The organism is Bacillus massiliglaciei, assembly GCF_900098925.1.
In the GTDB taxonomy this organism is placed as follows: domain Bacteria; phylum Bacillota; class Bacilli; order Bacillales; family DSM-1321; genus Peribacillus; species Peribacillus massiliglaciei.
This window is the reverse complement of the sequence record NZ_LT622358.1, coordinates 606,848-627,904: the sequence shown is the minus strand read 5'-3', so window position 1 is coordinate 627,904 and position 21,057 is coordinate 606,848. Positions and strand designations below refer to the sequence as shown.

21 protein-coding genes are annotated in these 21,057 nt (G+C 39.4%); 5 read left to right on the top strand and 16 right to left on the bottom strand.

Annotation, left to right across the window (positions count from 1 at the left end; translation table 11 throughout):
• Positions 1-186: 186 nt before the first annotated feature.
• From BQ4305_RS11500 to BQ4305_RS11465, 7 genes are all read right to left on the bottom strand, one after another.
• The gene (locus BQ4305_RS11500; RefSeq protein ID WP_110927911.1) at positions 187-1,032 is read right to left on the bottom strand and encodes an enoyl-CoA hydratase-related protein; all 846 of its coding nucleotides are present in this window, start codon (positions 1,030-1,032) and stop codon (positions 187-189) included.
• A 202-nt stretch (positions 1,033-1,234) separates the two neighbouring features.
• Positions 1,235-2,230, bottom strand: a complete 996-nt coding sequence (locus BQ4305_RS11495) for an ABC transporter ATP-binding protein (RefSeq protein ID WP_110927910.1) — start codon at positions 2,228-2,230, stop codon at positions 1,235-1,237.
• A gap of 13 nt (positions 2,231-2,243) precedes the next feature.
• A complete protein-coding gene (locus tag BQ4305_RS11490; RefSeq protein ID WP_110927909.1) occupies positions 2,244-3,254 on the bottom strand; it encodes an ABC transporter ATP-binding protein in 1,011 nt (336 codons plus the stop codon).
• A gap of 25 nt (positions 3,255-3,279) precedes the next feature.
• Positions 3,280-4,209 carry an ABC transporter permease gene (locus tag BQ4305_RS11485; protein WP_110927908.1) on the bottom strand — a complete coding sequence of 310 codons (930 nt, stop codon included), beginning with the start codon at positions 4,207-4,209 and terminating at the stop codon, positions 3,280-3,282.
• Entirely contained in the window at positions 4,209-5,138 is a 930-nt protein-coding gene (locus BQ4305_RS11480) for an ABC transporter permease (RefSeq protein WP_110928025.1), read from the bottom strand. Before BQ4305_RS11480 ends, BQ4305_RS11485 begins: the two co-directional genes overlap by 1 nt.
• Before the next feature lie 131 nt (positions 5,139-5,269).
• Positions 5,270-6,895: a peptide ABC transporter substrate-binding protein gene (locus BQ4305_RS11475; RefSeq protein ID WP_110927907.1), complete on the bottom strand. Its 1,626-nt coding sequence runs from the start codon at positions 6,893-6,895 to the stop codon at positions 5,270-5,272.
• Positions 6,896-7,291: 396 nt separating this feature from the next.
• Complete coding sequence (locus tag BQ4305_RS11465; RefSeq protein ID WP_199880657.1) at positions 7,292-7,846, bottom strand: GNAT family N-acetyltransferase; 555 nt, start codon at positions 7,844-7,846, stop codon at positions 7,292-7,294.
• A gap of 115 nt (positions 7,847-7,961) precedes the next feature.
• Between BQ4305_RS11465 and BQ4305_RS11460 the strand changes: the two genes are divergently transcribed.
• Complete coding sequence (locus BQ4305_RS11460; protein WP_110927904.1) at positions 7,962-8,582, top strand: CAP domain-containing protein; 621 nt, start codon at positions 7,962-7,964, stop codon at positions 8,580-8,582.
• 49 nt (positions 8,583-8,631) lie between these two features.
• On the opposite strand, the gene BQ4305_RS11455 is transcribed toward BQ4305_RS11460, so the two are convergent.
• The gene (locus BQ4305_RS11455) at positions 8,632-9,471 is read right to left on the bottom strand and encodes an STAS domain-containing protein (protein WP_110927903.1); all 840 of its coding nucleotides are present in this window, start codon (positions 9,469-9,471) and stop codon (positions 8,632-8,634) included.
• Between the two features lie 266 nt (positions 9,472-9,737).
• On the opposite strand from BQ4305_RS11455, the gene BQ4305_RS11450 reads away from it, so the two are divergent.
• The 4 genes from BQ4305_RS11450 (at position 9,738) to BQ4305_RS21485 (ending at position 12,832) form a co-directional block, all read left to right on the top strand.
• Positions 9,738-10,760, top strand: a complete 1,023-nt coding sequence (locus BQ4305_RS11450) for a DUF2332 domain-containing protein (protein ID WP_110927902.1) — start codon at positions 9,738-9,740, stop codon at positions 10,758-10,760.
• Positions 10,761-10,834: 74 nt separating this feature from the next.
• Positions 10,835-11,431 (top strand): exonuclease domain-containing protein, encoded by a 597-nt coding sequence (locus BQ4305_RS11445; protein ID WP_234396934.1) that lies wholly within the window; start codon positions 10,835-10,837, stop codon positions 11,429-11,431.
• Between the two features lie 336 nt (positions 11,432-11,767).
• Positions 11,768-12,664, top strand: coding sequence for a helix-turn-helix domain-containing protein (locus BQ4305_RS11440; RefSeq protein ID WP_110927901.1), 897 nt, complete (start codon positions 11,768-11,770; stop codon positions 12,662-12,664).
• Between the two features lie 6 nt (positions 12,665-12,670).
• Complete coding sequence (locus BQ4305_RS21485; RefSeq protein ID WP_199880656.1) at positions 12,671-12,832, top strand: hypothetical protein; 162 nt, start codon at positions 12,671-12,673, stop codon at positions 12,830-12,832.
• A 117-nt stretch (positions 12,833-12,949) separates the two neighbouring features.
• Here the strand turns inward: BQ4305_RS21485 and BQ4305_RS11435 are convergent, their stop codons facing one another.
• From BQ4305_RS11435 to BQ4305_RS11395, 8 genes are all read right to left on the bottom strand, one after another.
• Complete coding sequence (locus tag BQ4305_RS11435) at positions 12,950-13,945, bottom strand: NAD(P)H-dependent flavin oxidoreductase (RefSeq protein WP_110927900.1); 996 nt, start codon at positions 13,943-13,945, stop codon at positions 12,950-12,952.
• 111 nt (positions 13,946-14,056) lie between these two features.
• Positions 14,057-14,791 carry a Cof-type HAD-IIB family hydrolase gene (locus BQ4305_RS11430; RefSeq protein ID WP_110927899.1) on the bottom strand — a complete coding sequence of 245 codons (735 nt, stop codon included), beginning with the start codon at positions 14,789-14,791 and terminating at the stop codon, positions 14,057-14,059.
• A 135-nt stretch (positions 14,792-14,926) separates the two neighbouring features.
• On the bottom strand, positions 14,927-15,796 hold the full coding sequence (locus BQ4305_RS11425) for a carbon-nitrogen hydrolase family protein (protein WP_110927898.1): 870 nt from the start codon (positions 15,794-15,796) through the stop codon (positions 14,927-14,929).
• A gap of 113 nt (positions 15,797-15,909) precedes the next feature.
• Positions 15,910-16,644 (bottom strand): hypothetical protein, encoded by a 735-nt coding sequence (locus tag BQ4305_RS11420; RefSeq protein WP_110927897.1) that lies wholly within the window; start codon positions 16,642-16,644, stop codon positions 15,910-15,912.
• Between the two features lie 97 nt (positions 16,645-16,741).
• On the bottom strand, positions 16,742-16,972 hold the full coding sequence (locus tag BQ4305_RS11415) for a hypothetical protein (protein WP_110927896.1): 231 nt from the start codon (positions 16,970-16,972) through the stop codon (positions 16,742-16,744).
• Between the two features lie 349 nt (positions 16,973-17,321).
• Positions 17,322-19,037, bottom strand: a complete 1,716-nt coding sequence (locus BQ4305_RS11405; protein ID WP_110927894.1) for an ABC transporter ATP-binding protein — start codon at positions 19,035-19,037, stop codon at positions 17,322-17,324.
• Positions 19,038-19,122: 85 nt separating this feature from the next.
• Positions 19,123-20,118 (bottom strand): cation diffusion facilitator family transporter, encoded by a 996-nt coding sequence (locus BQ4305_RS11400; protein WP_110927893.1) that lies wholly within the window; start codon positions 20,116-20,118, stop codon positions 19,123-19,125.
• 167 nt (positions 20,119-20,285) lie between these two features.
• Positions 20,286-21,038, bottom strand: coding sequence for a (S)-benzoin forming benzil reductase (locus tag BQ4305_RS11395; protein ID WP_110927892.1), 753 nt, complete (start codon positions 21,036-21,038; stop codon positions 20,286-20,288).
• Positions 21,039-21,057: the final 19 nt, after the last annotated feature.

Here is a 21,057-nt window from a genome sequence, read left to right as displayed (position 1 = left end):
TGAGTTTGCTGCCGATTCGTAATGGCCAATCACGCTCAAAAAAAGCGCTTACAATGAAAATTCCGCAAATAGCCTTGTATCTTTTTTTCAGGGAAGCCAATCACCTGAAACATTTTGTTATTATTACATTTTTCTAAAGGATCAGATTAACTATATTGCAAGGGAAAAGCGCTTTAAAGGCCTTCCTTATTTCTGGTACTCCTTTGATTTATCCCAAGGATAAAAGGGAGGCATATCTGAAGTGACTTTCATCTGGAATTTCGGCTGTCTCTTTTCTAAGTATGAAAGAATTCCTTCTTTCACATCTGTCTGCTTCCCTGTCCAATGTATCATTTTAGACTCAATTTTATGTGATTCTATTGGATGATCCGCACCTATCATCGTCCACATCAAATGTCTGGAAAGTGCCACAGAAACAGCTGAAGTATGATCAGCAATCTCATGAGCAAGCTGAAAAGCTTTTGCCAGCAGTTCTTCAGGATTTGTAACATAGTTCACCAATCCGTTTGCCAACGCTTCTTGCGGGGCGACCATTTTACCGGTATAGATCCATTCAGCTGCTTTTCCCATCCCTACCAATCTCGGAAGAAACCATCCGCTGCAAGCTTCCATCGTAATGCCTCTCCTTGCAAAATTGAAACCTATTTCCGCTTCAGATGAAATAAGCCGAATGTCCATAGGAAGCGTCATTGTTGCTCCTACTCCAACCGCCGTTCCATTTATAGCAGCAATGATTGGTTTTTTCAATTCATATATCCGCAGAGAGAGAATACCTCCAGCATCCCTAAACTCTACAAGCGGGGTATCATCTGAAAATGTTTCGGTTCCCCGCTCAAGATCTGCCCCTGAACAAAAGCCTTTTCCTGCACCTGTGATAATAACAGCTCTAACTTCATCATTGTCATCAGCTTCATCAAGCACTTTTAGCAAATCATTAAACATTTCTTGATTAAAAGCATTCAGTCGTTTCTGACGGTCTAATGTCACAAGCATGATCCTTTCTCTTATTTCAACATGTAAAGTCCGGAACATATTATTACTCCTTCCACAACTGGATTCATGCAGCTGGCTGACAGTACTGTTAATCCTGAAAAAACCATCAATATCCTTTTACTTACATTTTAATCCTTTATAATCCTTTTTCCTAGTATAAAGTTAGAATATTTAGTAAACTTTTATGAAGTACCCAAAATGAAAGAAACAGCCAGCTCCTTATAGAAGCTGGCTGTTTGAGTTACATTTGATATAAATGGCAGGAAACGTAATGCCCAGGTTTATATTCCTGCCATTCTGGTTCTGATTTTGAACATATTTCCATTACTTTAGGACATCTTGTTCTGAACACGCAGCCGCTGGGCGGATTGATCGGACTTGGCACATCCCCCTTTAATACAATTCTTTCCCGCTTAATGGCAGGGTCAGGTATCGGTACTGCAGATAATAAAGCCTGTGTATATGGATGCAGGGGTTCTTGAATCAATGTATCACTTTCTGTAAACTCCATCATTTTTCCTAAATACATCACCAGAATTCGGTCAGAGATATACTTAACCATTGATAGATCATGTGCAATGAATAAATAGGTCAGCCCCATTTCTCTCTGCAAGTCCTTTAACAAATTTACTACCTGAGCCTGTATGGATACATCAAGTGCAGAAATTGGCTCATCACACACAATGAATTTTGGATTTAAAGCTAAGGCTCGTGCTATTCCTATACGCTGACGCTGCCCCCCTGAGAATTCATGAGGGAAGCGGCTGATATGCTCCGGATGCAGGCCAACTAATTTTAGTAATTCTTCTACTCTCTTTTTTCTTTCTTTTCCATTTGAAATTCCGTGTATAATAAGCGGTTCGCCAATAAGCTCTTCCACCTTCATTCTTGGGTTAAGTGATGCATAAGGATCCTGAAAGATCATTTGGATATCACGCCGCACTTTATGCATTTCACGTTCTTTATAGTGAAAAATATTTTTCCCCTGAAATAGAACCTCTCCTTCTGTCGGTTCATAGAGCCTTGTTATTGTTCGTCCTGCCGTTGATTTTCCGCAGCCGCTTTCCCCTACAAGTCCAACTGTTTCTCCTTCTAAGATTTCAAGATTCAGCCCATCTACTGCTTTAAGTTTTTGGGAACCGACCGAAAAATATTTCCGCAAATTCTTTATCTCTACAAGAGGAGTCTTAGCAGCTTTATTCGGATCCTCAGAAAGTATTTTTTTAATCGCAACCATTTATTCTCCTCCTTCAAACATTCGTCGGTTCTTTATCTCTTGCTTTCTTTGCCATCGGATGATGATGCCAGCATGCCGCTTTCTGCCCAGGTCTTACTTCTTCTAAAACTGGATCATGATCCTTGCATACTTTCATCGCAAATTCACAGCGGGGGTAAAACGGGCATCCCTTCGGAGGAGCTAGTAAATCCGGAGGAGATCCTACTATCGGAACTAGCGGCATGTTCCTTTCCATATCGAGTCTTGGCACAGTTTTTAAAAGACCTTGAGTATATGGATGCTGCGGATGCGAGAATATTTCCTCAACAGTCCCGCTTTCTACAATCTCACCAGCATACATGACAATCACACGGTCACATGTTTCTGCCACAACCCCCAAATCATGTGTAATCATGATGATTGATGTATTCAGCTTTTTCTGTATATCTTTCATTAACTCCAATATTTGTGCCTGAATCGTTACATCCAGGGCAGTCGTTGGTTCATCTGCAATAAGGAGTCTAGGCTGGCAGGCTAAGGCCATAGCGATCATCGCCCGCTGACGCATCCCGCCGGAAAATTCATGCGGATATTGCTGCATCCTTCTTTCTGGCTGAGGGATTCCCACCAATGTCAAAATTTCAAGGGCTTTATCAAAAGCTTCCCTGCGTGCAATCTTGTTATGTTTAAGAATGCCTTCCATGATTTGTACTCCAACTTTTGCAGTAGGGTTGAGAGAGGTCATTGGATCCTGAAAAATCATACTGATTTCATTGCCGCGTATGCGTTCCATTTCCTTTTCATCTGCTCGCAAAAGATTCTTCCCGCTAAAGTTTATTATTCCTTTTACATATTCTGCAGGGGGGGTTTCCAGCAATCTCATAATGGACTTTGCTGTCACACTTTTCCCGCAGCCCGACTCTCCTACTATGGCAACAGCTTCTCCGCTGTTCACTTCAAAATCCACACCGCGGACAGCCTTAACCGTCCCAGCATAAGTATGGAAAGAAATATGTAAATTTTTCACTTCCAGCAATTTCTCCATACGTATTCCCCCTGATTCAATTTAATTATTTTCGAAGTTTCGGATCCAGTGCATCCTGCAGCCCGTCGCCAACGACATTAAATGCAAACATCGTAAGGGATATCAAAATCGCCGGCACTAAAAGCTGATAAAAATTTCCAACGAGAATGCTGCTAAGAGCATCGCTTGCCAAGGTTCCCCAGCTTGCCTGCGGCGCTGGAACCCCAAGCCCCAGAAAACTTAATGTAGCCTCCGCAAAAATAGCATTTGGTATCGTCAGAGTCATATTGACCATGATTGGTCCCATCGTATTAGGTATCAAATGTTTCTTCAATGTCCACCCTGTTCCTGCTCCAGCAATTTTGGCCGCATGAATATATTCATTTTGCTTTAACTGCATAACCTGCCCCCGTACAAGCCTGGCCATAGGAATCCATCCAGTCAAAGTCATTGCAATAATGATCGGGATGATTCCCGAATCCAAAACGACCATAATAAGAATGACAGTTAACAGATAAGGGATTGAATAGATTACTTCGGCAAAACGCATCATTCCGTTGTCGAGCCTGCCGCCTTTTATACCGGCCACCCCGCCATAAACTACACCAAACAGAAAATCAATTAACGCCGCCATCAAACCAATAAACAAAGAAATCCTGGCACCATACCATGCTCTTGTAAAGAGGTCCCTTCCTGCTGTGTCTGTCCCAAACCAATGCTCACTGTTCGGTGGAAGATTTTTTTGTGTAAAATCCTGCTCATAGTATGAATAACCGCTCAGATAAGGACCAAAGATCGCCAGCAAAACTAAAATAACAATTAAAACAAAGCCGGTCATGGCTAATTTATTCTCTTTAAAACGCCGCCATACATCGCTCCAATAAGAGACGGTAGGCCTTGCGATCTTTTCTGCTTCCTTAAAATTATCTTCAGCAGGCAAAAACATATCATCGGTCAGTTGAACTTTTTCTGCCATTATTTACTCTCCCCCGTCACTTTTATCCTCGGATCAATCCATGTATAAGCAACGTCCACAAGGAAAACTAAAAATATCAAAATGACGCTGTATACAATGGTAGAACCCAGGATCACTGGATAATCGCGGTTAAATATTCCCTTTACAAACATTTCTCCCATGCCGGGAATGCCAAAAATATTTTCAATGATAAAGCTTCCTGTTATGATATTGGCTGTCAGGATTCCCAGAATCGTGATTACCGGCAATAAAGCATTGCGAATCGCATGCTTGACAATAATCCCGCTTTTCCTTAACCCTTTAGCTTTTGCTGTCAAAATATAATCCTGACTCATAACTTCCAGCATGCTTGTCCTCATCAGCCGGGCTATAAAAGCTAACGGCATCATAGATAATGCAACGGAAGGCAGAACAGTATGCTTCCAGGTTTTCCAGGAAGCTACTGGAAAAAGCTTAAACTCTACAGCCAGGTAATTAATAAAAAGTGTCGCCAGAATAAAACTCGGTACAGAGATTCCAATGATCGCAATAATCATGGATAAATAGTCCTGCCATTTATTACGGTTCAAAGAGGCAACAACACCCAGTATTAGACCGAAAAAAATCGCGATAATCAAAGCCTGGGTCCCTAAATGGATGGAGACTGGAAGCCCATTCGCAATATAATCGTTCACTGTAATAGAAGAAGATTTTAAAGACGGACCAAAATCAAAATGCAGGGCAGATATCAGATAATCAAAATATTGCTGTATAAGCGGTTTATCCAGTCCAAAATGCCTTTGCAGGTTTTCGTAAACTGCAGGAGGCATAGTTCCTTCTCTTGCAAAGGGATTTCCCGGAACAGCATGCATAATGATAAAAGTTATCGTAATAACCGCCCAAACTGTGATAATCGCCCATTTCAGGCGATTGAGAGTATACCTTAACATCGCGCTCACCCCAATCAGCAATTTCCCCAACGGGAGGGAAGAATAATTGATTAAATTTTCCAAATTTTGTATTAATTTAAAAATGGGGTATGCCCATAAGGACATACCACCAATCTGGATTAATTTTTTATTTATTCCTCGATATCGGCATATTGGAACACAGGGTATTCATTAATTGGTGCATATACACCTGTTACTTTCTTTTTAACCATATAAGGCTTTGTATAGAAATAAATCGGCATGACAGGCATTTCATCCATTAAGATTTTTTCCGCCTCATGCATGGCAGACATCCGTTTTTCAGTATCCATTGTAGTTTGAGCCTCTTTAACTAATTTATCGTAGTCTTTGTTGGACCAGTTTGGATCATTATATGCTCCGCCAGTTTCCCAAAGCATGAAAGTCATTGGATCAACATAATCCCCTACCCATCCTGCACGGGAAATGTCATAATCCCCTGCTTTTTCACGGTCCAGTTTCACTTGCATTTCAACGTTCTCAAGTGTGACTTCAATGCCAAGGTTCTTTCTCCACATTTCTTGAACAGCTTCCGCTATCAGCTTGTGGGAATCAAGTGTGTTATATAAGATTGACATTTTCGGGAACTTATCCATTCCTTCTTCTTTTAATCCCTCATCCAATAGCTTCTTAGCCTCATCCACATTTTCAGAGAATAAATCACCTGTATTTTCCTGGAAGTCTCCGGATACATCCAGAATACCAGGAGGCACAATACCATAAGCGGGCTTTTGTCCGCCTTGTGCTACGTTATCAGTGATTGCTTTTCGGTCAATTGCCATAGACAATGCCTTCCTTACCTTCGAGTTATTAAACGGCTTCTTTTCTGTATTAAAGTTATAATAATAAACTGCCAGTTCAGGCCCATTATTGAATTCCGGATCATCCGCATTGACTAACTGCCCCTGTACATCGGCAGGAAGCGGATACGCGAGATCCAGCTCATCATTTTGATACATCTGCCAAGCAGTATTTTCATTCTCCTGGATTGTAAAGTTGACTACATCCAGATTGATTTTATCTTTATCGTAATAATTGTCGTTTTTCTCAAGTTTAATGCTTTCTTTATGTTTCCACTCTGTCAGTTTAAATGCTCCATTGGAAACAAAAGAATCAGCTTCCGTATACCAATCTTTATTATCTTCCTGTACTTTCTGATTAATTGGATAGTACGTATAGAATGATGTTAAATCCAAAAAATAAGGGGTTGCCTGCTCGAGTGTCACTTCCAAAGTCAGGTCATCCGCTGCTTTTACTCCAACGTCCTCTGCTTTCCCTTTACCTGAGTTGTAAGCTTCCCCGCCCTTCAAATAATAAAGTTGATAGGCATAGTCAGAAGCTGTATCAGGGTTCAGGACGTGTTTCCAGGCATATTCAAAATCGCTCGCCTTAATCGGATCTCCGTTGGACCATTTCAGTCCTTCTTTCAAAGTGAATGTCCATACCAGTCCATCGTCACTCGTTGTCCACTCTTTTGCGACACCGGGAAGAATCTTACCGTCCTCATCCTTTTTCGTTAACCCTTCAAAGATATGATGCAAAATCCAAGAATCGTGAGTACCCTGAGCTTTCCCCGGGTGCAGAGAACCCGGCTCACTGCTGTTATTCAGATTAAGAACTTTTTCTTCACTGCCTCCGTCACTTGTTTCATTTGATGCTTCTTCACCTGTTGTACAGGCAGCAAGCACCAAGACCAAAGAGATCAACAAACAAAATACTGAAAATTTAGACTTTGACAAATACTATTCCCCCTACTGTCTTTTTTGTTGGCGTCCTGCCAGGTCTCATTTTACGAACTGCCCAGAAAACTATATTCCGAAAGAGGGAACTGCGAGATTTTAAAGAAAATTCGGTAAATTTATAAACGACCAATCCGGAAATCGGTTGCATAGATATACCCTCTTCTTTCGGATTATAATTCAGGATCCCGTCCACTCGACCACCTTCCTATTTACTCCCGCAAAAGGGTATTTATAGATATTCGACTCTATATTTACAATTCCTTCAAATTTTTACAATAATGTTTTAAAAAAAATGAGTATTTATATTCAGTTTCTTTTTTTACGCCAACTTATTTATCTCCCTATAGTCAGAGAAGGAATGCCATATAGGAAAACAGCTTCTTAGCAAACTTATTAAAAAGCCGCATCTGCCATCCATTCTTCTCTAGTTAACGAAAAGACATAAACATCACGGGAACTGCCTCTATGAAATATATAATTTCTGAGCATCCCTTCTTTTTCAAATCCCATTTTTCTTAACAGCAGGCAGGACCGCTCATTCTGAGGGTATGCTACAGCACCGATTCTCATCATTCCAGCCTGATTAAATGCATACTCGATTACAGAACGTACAGCTTCAGACGCCAGTCCCCTTTTCCAAAAATCAGGATGGAGCTCATAGCCAATCTCCGCCCTTTTATGACGATAATTTAGCTGATTAAGGCCCACGGTGCCAATAAAGCTTCTATTTTCCTTCATCACTAACCCCCAGCGTATGCTTTGTTTATTCAAAAAACCATTCTGGAACTGATTGACAGCCAGCTTTGCATCTTTGTAACTTAACAATGGGCCTGACCCGTAATATTCAACTACCTCCTTTTTTGTCAAGATATCAAAAAGAGCTTTCTCATGAGAGTGATTAATTTCCTGTAAGTATAAACGCTCAGTTTCTAATAGTGGAAAAATCAAGTATCTCAGTCCCTTCTATTATGTTATCAATCTGCCAAATTTTGTTTCTGTTCAGTTTTGCCAATTTATATCATAATAGACACTACATCCAGTAATTATCAAGGAGGGAATAAAAATGAAAAAAATCATGATCTCCACAATTATGGCGTGTATGCTCTTTCCGGTTTCAGCATTCGGAGAAGAAAGCTATAAAGTTATAAAAGGCGATACACTCTGGAACTTATCCTCTAAATATAATGTCTCCCTTTCAGACTTATTAAAAGCAAACCCTGATATCGTGAATCCTAATTCGATTAAAGCGGGCCAATCCATCAATATCCCATCTGGTGCTAATACTAAAGAAACAGCCACAAAGACAATGGAAACACAAGTGATTGAACTGGTGAATAGTGAGAGAAAAAAAGCAGGTTTGCCAGCATTAAAAATGGATTCTTCTCTTTCTAAAACCGCAACCATTAAATCCCAGGATATGAGAGACAGCCAATATTTCAGCCATACGAGCCCTGTTTATGGGTCTCCGTTCGATTTAATGAAGACATACGGAATTGCTTATAAATATGCCGGGGAGAATATCGCTGCCGGTCAAACCAGTCCTAATTCAGTCATAAAGTCTTGGATGAACAGTCCGGGACATAAAGCAAACATTTTGAGTAAAAATTATACGCGTATCGGAGTTGGATATGTTAAAGGCGGCACTTACAGCCACTACTGGACCCAGCATTTCAGCGGCAATTAAATGTATATGAAAAAACGGCAGTCTGCCTGGCAGACTGCCGTTTTTTGTTTCAAACTGGGGATACATTCATATGGAAGTATTCGTTCAGTGCTTGTTGCAGGGTACCTTTCGTGTCTGCTTTATCGAACGCCAGTCCCAATTGAATCATCTCCATTACAACCTCTGGACGTGTGCCTGTTATCACCGATTTGCACCCCATCATTTGTGTTCCATCAATTATTTTCAATAAATGAGCGATTACTTCACTCTCGACTTCGGCTATTCCAGAAAGATCTATAACTAAAGTGTTTATTCTCAATCTGTTTATTTCATTCAGCACTTTTTCCTCAATTAGATTCATTCTTTTTAAATCCAGCGTTCCAATTAATGGTAATATACAGATGGTTGAAGAAATCGGGATGATCGGAACTGAAAGATTATCCACCAATATCCGTTGGTCTTCAATTAGCTTATCTTTATATTCCGAATAGCTAAGGAAGAAACCATTAAGAAATTGATCCACATGATCATTGAATTGGTGCTCCACTTCGAAAAAAACAGTCGGGCTAAATAATCCAGGATTTTGATCGTTAAAAAAACGAATATACTTCCATAATGTCCTTCGGATTCCTTGCACCCATTCCAGCTTGAAGGCAAGAGTCAGCGAGTGTGCAGCCCATGCAATCCCTTCTGCTTTAGCGAAGGCCATCAGTTCACCCTTTCTTTCTTCCACAACATACATGACCAGCCTATGTGCATTGGTTAAAAGGTCTATATTGCCAACTCTTAAAATCTCCTCTATTTTATCCCTGACTGTCACGGTCTCTTCTAATAAATCCTTTTCAAAATCTTCTCGCCGATCCTCGAAAAATGATTTTAAATCTAGCTTTCCGTGAAAATTAGAATCCATCTCTTCCGCTCTCCTTTCTGCTTCATACTAATTTCTTCATTTCAGCAAAGAAGTATTCCATAAATATTTTACTAACTTTTTAAAAATCTTAAAAGTTTTGCGGAGTATATGGAATGAATCAAATTACCTGAAAAACCGTTCTTGCAAGCGGACCTTCTTAGAGAAACTCCATTTAAAAGATACAGCAGATGTTCAAAGCTAATTTCACAGAATATTATATCCAATAAATCAATAAAATGATATTAAAAGATAAAAGGAGGCATCCTATGGAGACCCAGCAATTAAGCAGCCGCTTTAAGGATTTTGCGGACCGCCATTATAAAGGGGAAAGTCCTTTATATGAGTTCCTGTCCCAGAAAATAGCGGAAGATAATCAAATTTTGGAACTGTGCAAAGTCATCAAACCGTGGAAGCCTGCGCCGGATATGCTATTGGGAGCCGTTCATTATTTATTATTGAAGGGATCTCCGCATCGCCTGAAATATTACTATCCCTCCACTTCGCAAACTCCATTGCCAATTAGACAATCATTCCCGGCATTCCAGGAATTTTGTGTAATTTATAAAGAAGTGATTGAACATTTACTTAAAACGAGAGCAGTACAGACAAATGAGATCGGGCGCTGTGCCTATTTGTATCCAAGTCTTTGTTATATTTCAGAGATTGCCAGAAAGCCGCTTGCCTTAATAGAAATTGGAACAGGTTCAGGAATACAGCTCTTATGTGATCAATTTTCGTATTCTTATCAAACAGAAGAAACCTATGGAAATACAAATTCTCCCCTGCATATATCCTCTGAAATCAGAGGAAACACATTTCCTAAGAATCTTTGGAAAATGCCTACCGTTGCGGAAAGAATCGGTATTGACCAATCTATATGCAATCTGGAAAATACAGAACAAAAAACATGGTTCGAGGCCTTTATCTGGCCTGAACAAAAGAAAAGAAGACAGATGCTTGCTCAGGCGGCTTCCATTTTACATGATGAGGAAGTTACGCTGATACAGGGTGACGGTATAGAATTGCTGCCTGATATCGCCAGAACCATTCCATCAAACCATACGATTTGCATTTTCCATACCCATGTCGCCAACCACTTGCCGCTCAGCATGAAACAGAAACTTCTCAAGCAAGTACATAATTTAGGGATGGAAAGAAATATTTTTCACCTTTTTAATAATATAAGAGATCAAAAATTACAGCTCGATTATTATGTAAACGGAATTCTTTCACATCAAACCATTGCTGAAACGGATCCTCACGGCCTATGGTTTACCTGGGAGTTATAATTATTGTCCCAAATCAATCTCCTTTGTTTTCTCTAATAATTTGCTACAATAAGAGAAAATAGGAGGCTGATTATTTGAATAGAACAGGAATCATGCTGGATGTGGAAACAACCGGTTTAAGTCCGGCGTCAGATGAAATTATTGAATTAGCGATGATGCTTTTTCAATATAACGAAGAGACAGGAGAAATCCTAGAAATTCTCAAAAAGGAGTCATTTTTAAGAGAACCGATCAAGCACAGTGCCAGGAATAATTACAGCACCTCTTTTCGTGTTCATGGAATTCCGTTTGAAAGTGTGCAGGGGAAAGAATTTCATGATAAGGAGATCACTAAATATCTGGCATACGCTGACTCCGTTTTTGCCCATAATGCCTCCTTTGACAGAAGTTTTTTATATCAAATGTATCCGCTGGTGAATGAGCATTCATGGTTTTGCACGATGAGGAGTGTCCCATGGAAAAAATATGGTTACCCCAACAGCCGTTTATTAACTATCCTTCAGGGACACGGAATCGCTCAGCATCAAACGCACAGAGCCATGGATGATATTAATTATTTAATGGAATTGATGAAACAGACGAACCCAAACGGTCAATTTTATTTGAAAGAAGTTATTTCAAAAAAACCAATGAGGAAATATATCGGTGCAGGACAGGCTGATATTGTCTGAAAAAACCGGCTCATTTTGCCTGAGCCGGTTTTCTTCATGTAATCCTTATTTATTCAAAACAGCGAAATAGAAAGAATAGGTCTTTTTATCTACAAACTTTATTTTTTTACAATTTTATCTTCCACATACGTATGAAATATAATATGTCCCTATTGCAGAATCTCCTTGTAAACAGCGAGAATTCACTAAATTTCAAGCTTAAATCCATACATTTTTGGAAAATGGGCGTGAAACATACACAGGGGTTAATTAAATATTTGATTTAAAAGTTTCTACAAATCAAAGGAATATATGGTAAAATAGATACTATCATATGGGTAAAAAGGAGCGGACGAGATGGCTGAATTAAATGTTGGCTCTGTAATAAGGGAATTAAGAAGCAAACATGGCATGTCCATAGATGACCTGGCTGAGAATGTCTGCCAACCAGAAGATCTCTGGGATTATGAACGTAATATTAAGTCACCTACCGTTAATGAATTGGAGCAGATCGCTGACAAATTAAATGTAGATGTTATTTATTTTTTCACTTTAGCTAACAAGCCCATTTTCAATTATATTGAAACCATTCAGGCATTAATAAAAAAACATAAAAGAACCCGTAATTATAAAGCTATTCAAGGAATCGTTAATAATGAGCTGCCTACTGCCATGGATAAATCAAAATCTTTTTTCCAATTTATAAAATGGCATCAGGGTATCTGTCAATTTTATATTCAGGATGATAAAGACTCTTCTCTAGAAACTTTGTATGAAGCCCTTCATCTAACTTCTAAAGATGGTATAATAGTGAATCTTATTGAGATAGAAATCCTTACAAGTATTGGTGGTATATACTTAGAAATACAGGCTTACGAAAAAGCATTATACATATTCAGAAGTATACTTCAGCATCTTGAAGAACAAGATCATTTAAAAGAAGGAACTATTTATATTCGTATTTTACATACTTTAGCACAAACGCTTACAGAAATGGAAGAATACGAAGAGTCACTAGAGCTATGCTTAAAAGCTATTGAAATTTGCATTTCCAATGAATTCCTCTTTTTATTTGGAGAATTATTTTTCTTGACGGGAGAAAATTATGTTAGGCTAGGCAATTTAGAGCTTGGCATAGAATACATGGACAAATCGAAAATGATATTTGAACTTCAGAATGATGCTGTTTTTGTTAACCTTGTTAGTGAAGAAAAAGAGAGAGTAATTCAATCTATAAATAAATCAAGGAGGTGAAAATATATGAGAAAATGGATTCTAGGCACTCTTACCATTCTTACAATAATTACTTTTTCATTTACTTTCAAACTAGACAATGCTGAAGCTAAATTACCCGTACAACATGGAATTAAGAGTTCAAGTGATGGGGAAATTTTTATTGCTAAATTACCTGTTCAACATTAATCACATTATATAAATAGTACCAACAAAAACTACCTCCTGCTGTTAGTAAAATCTACTAGTTAGGAGGTAGTTTCAACTTCATATTAAACGCTTACAAAAAATCCAACGATTAACATTCTAGATCTTTAAGCCTTTTAGCTTTTCTGCTTTTGTATTCAACTGTTCAAGTGCATCATAATACTCCGTCTCCAGTTGCTTAATTATCCCCGCTGCAGTATCTATTCCCTGAATGGATCCTACTCCATGTCCTGCTGACCAGATATCACGCCAGGCTTTAGAGTCATTTGTTTTTGACATATCATCAAAATTAATATCTTCTTTTTTGATCAATTGTTCTGGATCCATTCCCGCCTTGACGATGCTTGGTTTAAGCATATTACAGTTTACCCCGGAAAAAGCATCGGTCAATATGATGTCCTCATGAGTGGAATCTATGAGCATCTGTCTATAATCTTCTTGTGCCAGACTCTCTTCAGCTACAATAAAACGCGTTCCCATATAAGCCAAATCTGCTCCTGCGGCCTGGGCAGCCAAAATTCCGCTCCCTGTGGTAATTCCTCCTGCCAACAGAATGATTCCATCAAAAAATGTTCTTACACTTTCAACAAAAGCAAAACTATTAATCTCCCCAGCATGGCCTCCCGCTCCGCTCGCTACTAGGATTAACCCGTCAACTCCTGCTTCCGCAGCTTTTTTGGCAAAAGCAACCGTGCTGACATCAGAGAATACAAGACCGCCATAGTTATGTACTTCATCCACTATTTTTTTAGGGGACCCTAATGAAGTTAAGAGAATCGGCGGCTGATGCTTTTTAACAAGTTCAAGCTCCTGTTCAAGCCTGCTGTAAGAGCTGTGAACGACCATATTCATAGCCCAGGGAGCGATGTTGCTGCTTGGACTCTTATCCCGAGCAGCGATAAGGGATTGATTAATATCCCCCATCCACTGATCAAGCAGTTCAATAGGCCTTGCATTTGGGGCAGGGAAAGAACCGACAACTCCGTTAAGACAGCATTGTTTCACCAATTCAGGACCTGATATTAAAAACATGGGCGCCGAAATGGCAGGCAGGACTAATTGGTCCCACCATCGTTCAGGAATACTCTTCTTCATGAAATGCCCTCCTTTGTATTGCATTATTATAACTCTATAATAATGATACGAATAAAAACTGGAAATTTCAATGAATTATTCCAATAAATAGATGTCACTTTGCAGCTCTTTTTACAAAACCCATTTGTAGAGTGCTTTCGCTACTCCGCTTTCCTGGTTCGTTGATGTGATCCAGTCTGCAGCATTTTTGACAGTTTCTTGTGCGTTGCCCATCGCTACACCAACACCTGCTTCTGTTATCATGGCTATATCATTAAGGCTGTCTCCCATGGCCATCGTTTGATTTAAATGAATCCCTGCTAATTCACACACTTTCTGCAGTGCTTTTGCCTTATTTATTCCAAGTGCATTTACTTCAATATTTGTCGGACTTGAATTGCTAACCTCGAATGTTCCCTTCTTTCTAAGTTCTTCAAGAATTAATTCACGCACCTTTTGATCTTCCGTATCAAATCCAAACTTAAGCCATTCCAATTGTCCGATTTCATCCGGCATACTGCCCCTGTATATATTGTCACAGCTAATCGCCCAAAAATAGGTCTTGTGCTGCTGACTTAATTGCCAGAGCCATTGAATAGAATCTGTATCTACAATATTCCGTTCAATCAAACTCCCCGACGGATCGTAAATCTCACTACCATTAACAGTAATTAAATAAGAGTCCAATTCCAGCGCCTTTGCATGGTCGCTGCAGCGTGAATAGGATCTTCCTGTACTTAATACAACATCTACCCCTTTTTGTTTTGCCAGCCGAATTGCTTTTTTATTTTCATCTGATATTTCCCCTTTTTCATTTAACAGAGTTCCATCCATATCCAATGCGACCATCTTTATGTCTTTTCCCATATTCTAACCGCCCTTCTATTATTGACATTGCATGCTTTCTATTGTAAAAATTTCTTTCAGTTAGGTCAAACCTTCCTCATTTTCCAGGGTTAAATAAAAAAACTGACTTTTTCAAGTCAGCGTGTAAGGCTGGTATTAGACCGGGGTGTTTTCCCAATCGATGTACAGGTCGGTTCTTCGGTCTCTCCAAGTCGTGACTGATCCTTTTTTACGAACTTTAAAAAGAAGCTCAAGATCTAAATCGGCCGTAATGATCATATCCGTATTCAGCTCACCTTCTGCCATGATCCCTTTAGGAGGAAATGGGATATCATTAGGGGTAATGACAGCAGCCTGCCCAAAATTGGCCCGCATGAAGTCTACAGTCGGAAGTGAACCGATCGTTCCTGTTGTGACAACATATACTTGATTTTCAATTGCTCGAGCATGTGCTGTATATCTTACCCGATGAAAACCATGGCGATCATCCGTACAGGAAGGACAGAAAATAACATCAGCGCCCTTAGCTTTTGCCATTCTTACGATTTCAGGAAATTCAATATCATAACAAGTCAAGATGGCAATCCGGCCTTTTTTCGTATCGAACACATGCAGATCTTCACCAGGTGACATCTTCCATTCATAAAGTTCTGTAGGAGTCATATGCAGTTTCGCCTGCTCGCCCACTCTTCCGTCCGGATAGAAAAGATGCGCTACATTATATAATTTCGATTCCTTCTGTATAACATGGGTTCCAGCAATAATATGCATCCCTGAATTCACAGCAAGATTTCTGAACAAATAGATATATGAGTCAGTAAAACCAGGGAGTTCCTGAATCGTTAGATCCATTCCTTGTTCACTGCCAATCGACAGCAGCTGTGTTGTAAAAAATTCTGGAAATAAAACAAATTCAGCCCCAAATTCCTGCGCCGTCTTTACATAGTGCTCACATTGCTTGGCGAAATCCTCAAATGACCGGATGGACTGAAGATTATATTGAACTGCTGAAACTCGGAATTTCATTCGACTCCCCCTTACGTTTCTCTTTGATTTTGCATCGCTAATAACAATTTATAACAAGTTTAAAGGATTTTGTAAAGCGGAACGATTTGCAAAATCCTTAAAAAAAAGGCAGGTCATTCTCCCGCCTTTTTTACAATTTTAGATGGATTGTTGATTTTGTAAATAATCTCTTTATTATATTTTTTTTCAACAATTTTACCATCAAACTCCAGTTCATTTCCTTCCTCAAGTTCAAGTTTCTTTAACGTTTTACTTAAACTGCACCATGCGTCTCCTATATTAAGCAAAGGTTCCGTTACAATCTCCACTTTTTCCAATAAAATGACTTCATCTTCCTCACCGGTAAAATGATTCATCTTAGCTGAGAATTCCTTGACGGATGCTTTAAAATGAACTTTCTCAGCTGGCAAATCTAATTTGGGCTGTTTTTTATTCTTCTTCGGTTTTTCCTTACCTTTCTTTTCAGGTATGACTTTGGACGGTTCAGGCGTATCTGGCGAAACATCTGAAACACTTTCTGCTTTTTCTTTGCCTTCACCGCTCAGCAATTCCTTGCCAAAATTTTTGCTTTGCATTTCTTTTAAATAGGCAGGATGGATACAGCTGAGTGAGCCATCTTCAAATTCAATAACAATTGTATCCTGTCCGTCACCGTATTGCTCATATCCAGCTGCTTTTACTTTTTTATGTATATGGCCATTTTTATATAGCAGTTCCTTTTTAACGGAGCGGCCAGTGAATAATTTCCATTCAATTCCTTTTTCGATATAATGTTCTTCATCCATAAAACGAATAAAGTTCCCTTTTGGCGGGATTAAATGGATTCCTGCTGTTTTATCTTCTTGCATTCTTAGTCCACACTCCTACTCACATCTTATCCTTTCATTTTACCAAGACCTTTATAGATATACAATGATTGAGGTCGGAAGCACAGATTCGTACTGGTCAATTCAATTTCTCCAATCGGCTGTTATATTTTTCAGTTTCTATTCTTTTTTGTATGTATAAAGAATCTTTTAATTTACAAGCATTTTTCCGGTATCTTATCGTAATTTCCTCAATAAAGCGATTAGAATCGAATTCTTCTCCAATGTTCCCCCATTTTGTTTTCATTTCTTGTTCAAACTTTTCCAGGTCTTCTATAAAATTAGTAATCATAATGCCCCTTCGTTCCATAAGTAACACCTCCATTAACATTGAATGGGTCTATTAGATAATTATTGCAATAATGGTAACATATATGTAACAATTCTATCGAAGGTAATACCTGGAAGCGGAACCTAGACTTTTTATACTTTTCACCTGCCTTTAGCTTATGTAATCTGTTATTAAAAACAGGTTTGCCCGTTAACTAAATAAGAGTCTGGTCCAGAAGCAGATTATTACAATTGGAATCGAGGTTAATTTACGAACAGCAAAAGGAGAGACAGCAGACTTGAGCCACGCCAACTCCCTCGCTTCAGCATAATTAAAAAAATCAAATTTCTCAGAGAGAAATTTGATTTTTAAAGTTGTCCCCGCTTTCTCAGCGTTGGTATTGTACAGCATGCAGATGGGCAAAGAGCCCTCCTTTTTCTATTAATTCTTCATGGCTGCCTTCTTCTTCTATTCCATTCTCAGTCACGACTATGATTCTATCAGCATTGCGAATTGTAGCAAGGCGATGGGCAATAATAAGCGTTGTTCTATTTTGCGCCAGTTCATTCAGTGATTCTTGAATCAGCATCTCTGTTTCTGTATCTAAGGCGGAAGTTGCTTCATCCAAAATAAGAATCGGCGGATTTTTCAAGAACATTCTAGCTATTGCAATCCGCTGTTTTTGCCCTCCGGATAGTTTTAATCCCCGTTCTCCGACTTGCGTTTCATATCCATCCGGCAATTTCTCAATAAACTCTTCCATATGGGCTTTGCGGGCAGCATCGCGAATTTCTTCTTCAGTTGCATTCAGCTTGCCATAAGCGATGTTTTCTTTAAGGGTGCCTGTGAAAAGAAAAACGTCCTGCTGTACAATGCCAATTTGAGACCTCAGTGATTTCGTTGTCATCTCGCGGATATCAATCCCGTCGATCTGAATCGAACCTGAGTTCACATCATAAAACCTTGGGATCAAAGAACAAATCGTTGTTTTTCCCGCTCCAGAAGGACCGACAAAAGCAATTGTCTCTCCTGCCTTAATATCCAGGTTGATTCCCTTTAAGACAGATTTCTTATTCTCATACTTGAAGCTGACATCTTTAAATTGAATGTCACCGTGAAGAGCTTCAACTTGAATGGCATCTTTCCTATCCTTCACATCAGGCTGCACATCCAGCAGCTCTGCAAATCTTCTGAAACCTGCCATTCCTTTAGGATACAGTTCCATAATAGCGCTGATTTTATCCACTGGTTTGAACAATACGTTTACATATAAAACGAATGCAACAAGTTCTCCGTATGTAAGCTGTTCATGGAAACTGAGCCAGGCCCCTACGACTAGAACCAGAAGAGTCATAATCCGTGTCATCATATAAATGCCTGAAAGACTGAATGACATCACCTTGTAGCCTTGCAGCTTGGCTTCTCTGAATCTGCGGTTATTTTTTCTGAAGAGCCCTATTTCATGCTGCTCATTCGTAAACGATTGAACTACCCGCGCTCCAGAGACACTGTCTTCTACTCTGGCATTGACATCGGCAACTTCAGTGTACATTCGCCCCCAGGCCTTGTTCATCTTTAGATTGCTTAAAACAATGAGCAAAATTAATAACGGCAAAATACAAATGGACACAAGAGCGAGCTTGATGTTGATCGTCATCATAATCCAGAAGGCACCGATAAACGTCATAAAAGCGATAAAAATATCTTCAGGCCCGTGATGGGCAAGCTCCCCTATATCGAACAAGTCATTTGTAATCCTGCTCATAATATGGCCTGTTTTCCGATTATCAAAAAAGGAAAAAGATTGTTTCTGTACATGCTCAAACAGTTCCTGCCTCATGTCAGTCTCAATATTAATACCGAGCATATGCCCCCAATAACCGACAATGTACTGAAGGAACGTACTTAATAAATACACTGCAAGCAATAAAATGCTTACTGTGATGATTTTAGGCCAATCATCTCCCGGAATCAGTGTATCGATAAACCATTGCACTGCCATTGGAAAGGCCAGCTCAAGAAGCGCCACTATGATGGCGCTCAAAAAATCAATCATGAATAACCTCTTATGAGGCCTGTAGTACGAATAAAAACGACGAATCATCTACGTATTCCTTTCTAATGGGGATAAGTGAATTATAGGCAAATTTCAAGCTTTTATCAATCAACAAAAGACTGAATCGCCTTATTTACGCTTTTCCCTTTTCCTTTGCATTCATCTCAGCCAAAATCTTGGTCTCCCACATGGAGACTCCATCATGTTCGTCAAACTCAACTATTACATCGGTCACCCCTTTTTCCTTAGTAATAGCCGTAACGAGCCTGTCCTTAATATCATCCGCCTCTGCAATTGTTATATTAGCATCCAATTCGACTTCAAGCTCAACATGAAAACTTTCGCCTTCTTTTAAAACGGTAATTTCTTGAATATCCCTTACATCGGTATCTGCCATCACCAGGCTGCCGATTTTCCTTTTCATATCTATGTCCGACTCTCCAATTGCCCCTGCTGCATTGTCCAGAAATACTTTTCCAACTACAATAAACATCCCAATCCCGATCATGATGGAAGCAAAACCTTCAGCTGTTTTAAAGGGAGTGAAGTGTGCAAGCAAAATAGCAATAATGGCCAGCACTCCGCCGCCTGTTGCAACCAAATCTTCCATGAAAACTAGTTTTGTAGCCGGTTTGGCTCTTTTTAGCAAAGCGAAACTTTTATATGTTACAGCAAGCCCCTTGGCATCTGAACCCGTTTCATGGATTACTTCCTTCATTGCTTTAAAAAGAACAAAGGATTCAAGCAGAACAGCAATCGCCAGTACACTAAGATTAATGACAAGCCCGCTTGTTTCAGCCGGATGAAGAATATGATGATAGCCTTCCACAATTGTTTCATAAGACATGATGCCGACAATAAGAACGGCTCCAAGAAGAACTAAGTTAACCAGCCGTCCAAATCCTTCAGGAAAACGTTCCGTCGGCGCTTTTTTACTTAAAGCAGAACCTATAAAAACAAAAAATTGATTTGCCGCGTCGCCGATACTGTGAAGAGTCTCAGCAAACATCGCTACATTCCCCGTGAAGAAATAGGCAGTTCCCTTTAAAATAGCAATAACTGTATTAATAATGCTTGCTATAAATGCTGACTTGTTTCCTTGTTTCAATAATCGAAAGACTTCGCCCATTTTTCAAACAGCTCCTTTTTCTATTGGAGTTACCCATTGTAATGCGCCTTCAATCATTCTCATTGTGATTCAGGCACCATTCAGCTGCTGTTATTTTATCCCATCACTGAACGATTTATTTACGGTCAGATGAGGCAGGCAAAATTTTCAGAACGAAAACAAGGCAGTCAGATGAATTCTTTAATATCATAAAACTTACCGTTTTCCAGTTCATCATTCATAATCAAATGAACTAATTTTTGGGCAACAAATTCGGGCTTTCTCAGCAGCCCTTTCGTTTTGTAATCCCGGAACTTTTCACTGTCGGAAAAATCATCGGAATCGGCAGATCGAATGGTTTTCTGCATCCCAGTATCCATAATTCCCGGTGAAAAAGAAATCGCCTTTACCGGATAGTCTTTTGTTTCCTGTTCTGCCCCGGCTACTCTTGTGAACATTTCAAGACCCGCTTTGGTGCTGCAGTATACAGACCAGCCCTGATAAGGGTTTTTCGCAGCCCCGGAAGAAATATTGACGATCACCTTTTTGCACTCCATTCCTTCCGTTTTTTTAATAAAACAGTCCATCAGAATGACGGGGGCAAGAAAATTAACATCCATACTTTTTTCAAGACTTACATGAGGCAAATTTCCGACCGTCTTAATTGGTTCCACAAGGCCTGCATTGTTAATTAAACAGACTGAATCGCTTTTCTCATTAACTTCCAAAAACAGCTTGTCCATAAGCAAAGGAATTTCTGATGTATTTGATAAGTCTGCCTTAATGAAAGTAAGCTTTGCTCCCTGTTCACTTGCCAGCTTCTCCATATCCGGATTCGATGATCTTGACACAAGCAGGCAATGATTTTCTGTATGAAAGCATTGTTTCGCAATTTCTGCTCCAAGCCCTTTGGATGCTCCTGTAATGATAAATGTATTCATGAGCTTCTTCTCCTTATCA

What these genes read in the sequence shown, in the direction of transcription:
- BQ4305_RS11500 (WP_110927911.1), bottom strand. Translation starts at nt 1,032, where the DNA reads ATGTTCCGGACTTTACATGTTGAAATAAGAGAAAGGATCATGCTTGTG.
- BQ4305_RS11495 (WP_110927910.1), bottom strand. Translation starts at nt 2,230, where the DNA reads ATGGTTGCGATTAAAAAAATACTTTCTGAGGATCCGAATAAAGCTGCT.
- BQ4305_RS11490 (WP_110927909.1), bottom strand. Translation starts at nt 3,254, where the DNA reads ATGGAGAAATTGCTGGAAGTGAAAAATTTACATATTTCTTTCCATACT.
- BQ4305_RS11485 (WP_110927908.1), bottom strand. Translation starts at nt 4,209, where the DNA reads ATGGCAGAAAAAGTTCAACTGACCGATGATATGTTTTTGCCTGCTGAA.
- BQ4305_RS11480 (WP_110928025.1), bottom strand. Translation starts at nt 5,138, where the DNA reads ATGTTAAGGTATACTCTCAATCGCCTGAAATGGGCGATTATCACAGTT.
- BQ4305_RS11460 (WP_110927904.1), top strand. Translation starts at nt 7,962, where the DNA reads ATGAAAAAAATCATGATCTCCACAATTATGGCGTGTATGCTCTTTCCG.
- BQ4305_RS11455 (WP_110927903.1), bottom strand. Translation starts at nt 9,471, where the DNA reads ATGGATTCTAATTTTCACGGAAAGCTAGATTTAAAATCATTTTTCGAG.
- BQ4305_RS11450 (WP_110927902.1), top strand. Translation starts at nt 9,738, where the DNA reads ATGGAGACCCAGCAATTAAGCAGCCGCTTTAAGGATTTTGCGGACCGC.
- BQ4305_RS11440 (WP_110927901.1), top strand. Translation starts at nt 11,768, where the DNA reads ATGGCTGAATTAAATGTTGGCTCTGTAATAAGGGAATTAAGAAGCAAA.
- BQ4305_RS21485 (WP_199880656.1), top strand. Translation starts at nt 12,671, where the DNA reads ATGAGAAAATGGATTCTAGGCACTCTTACCATTCTTACAATAATTACT.
- BQ4305_RS11435 (WP_110927900.1), bottom strand. Translation starts at nt 13,945, where the DNA reads ATGAAGAAGAGTATTCCTGAACGATGGTGGGACCAATTAGTCCTGCCT.
- BQ4305_RS11430 (WP_110927899.1), bottom strand. Translation starts at nt 14,791, where the DNA reads ATGGGAAAAGACATAAAGATGGTCGCATTGGATATGGATGGAACTCTG.
- BQ4305_RS11425 (WP_110927898.1), bottom strand. Translation starts at nt 15,796, where the DNA reads ATGAAATTCCGAGTTTCAGCAGTTCAATATAATCTTCAGTCCATCCGG.
- BQ4305_RS11420 (WP_110927897.1), bottom strand. Translation starts at nt 16,644, where the DNA reads ATGCAAGAAGATAAAACAGCAGGAATCCATTTAATCCCGCCAAAAGGG.
- BQ4305_RS11415 (WP_110927896.1), bottom strand. Translation starts at nt 16,972, where the DNA reads ATGGAACGAAGGGGCATTATGATTACTAATTTTATAGAAGACCTGGAA.
- BQ4305_RS11405 (WP_110927894.1), bottom strand. Translation starts at nt 19,037, where the DNA reads ATGATTCGTCGTTTTTATTCGTACTACAGGCCTCATAAGAGGTTATTC.
- BQ4305_RS11400 (WP_110927893.1), bottom strand. Translation starts at nt 20,118, where the DNA reads ATGGGCGAAGTCTTTCGATTATTGAAACAAGGAAACAAGTCAGCATTT.
- BQ4305_RS11395 (WP_110927892.1), bottom strand. Translation starts at nt 21,038, where the DNA reads ATGAATACATTTATCATTACAGGAGCATCCAAAGGGCTTGGAGCAGAA.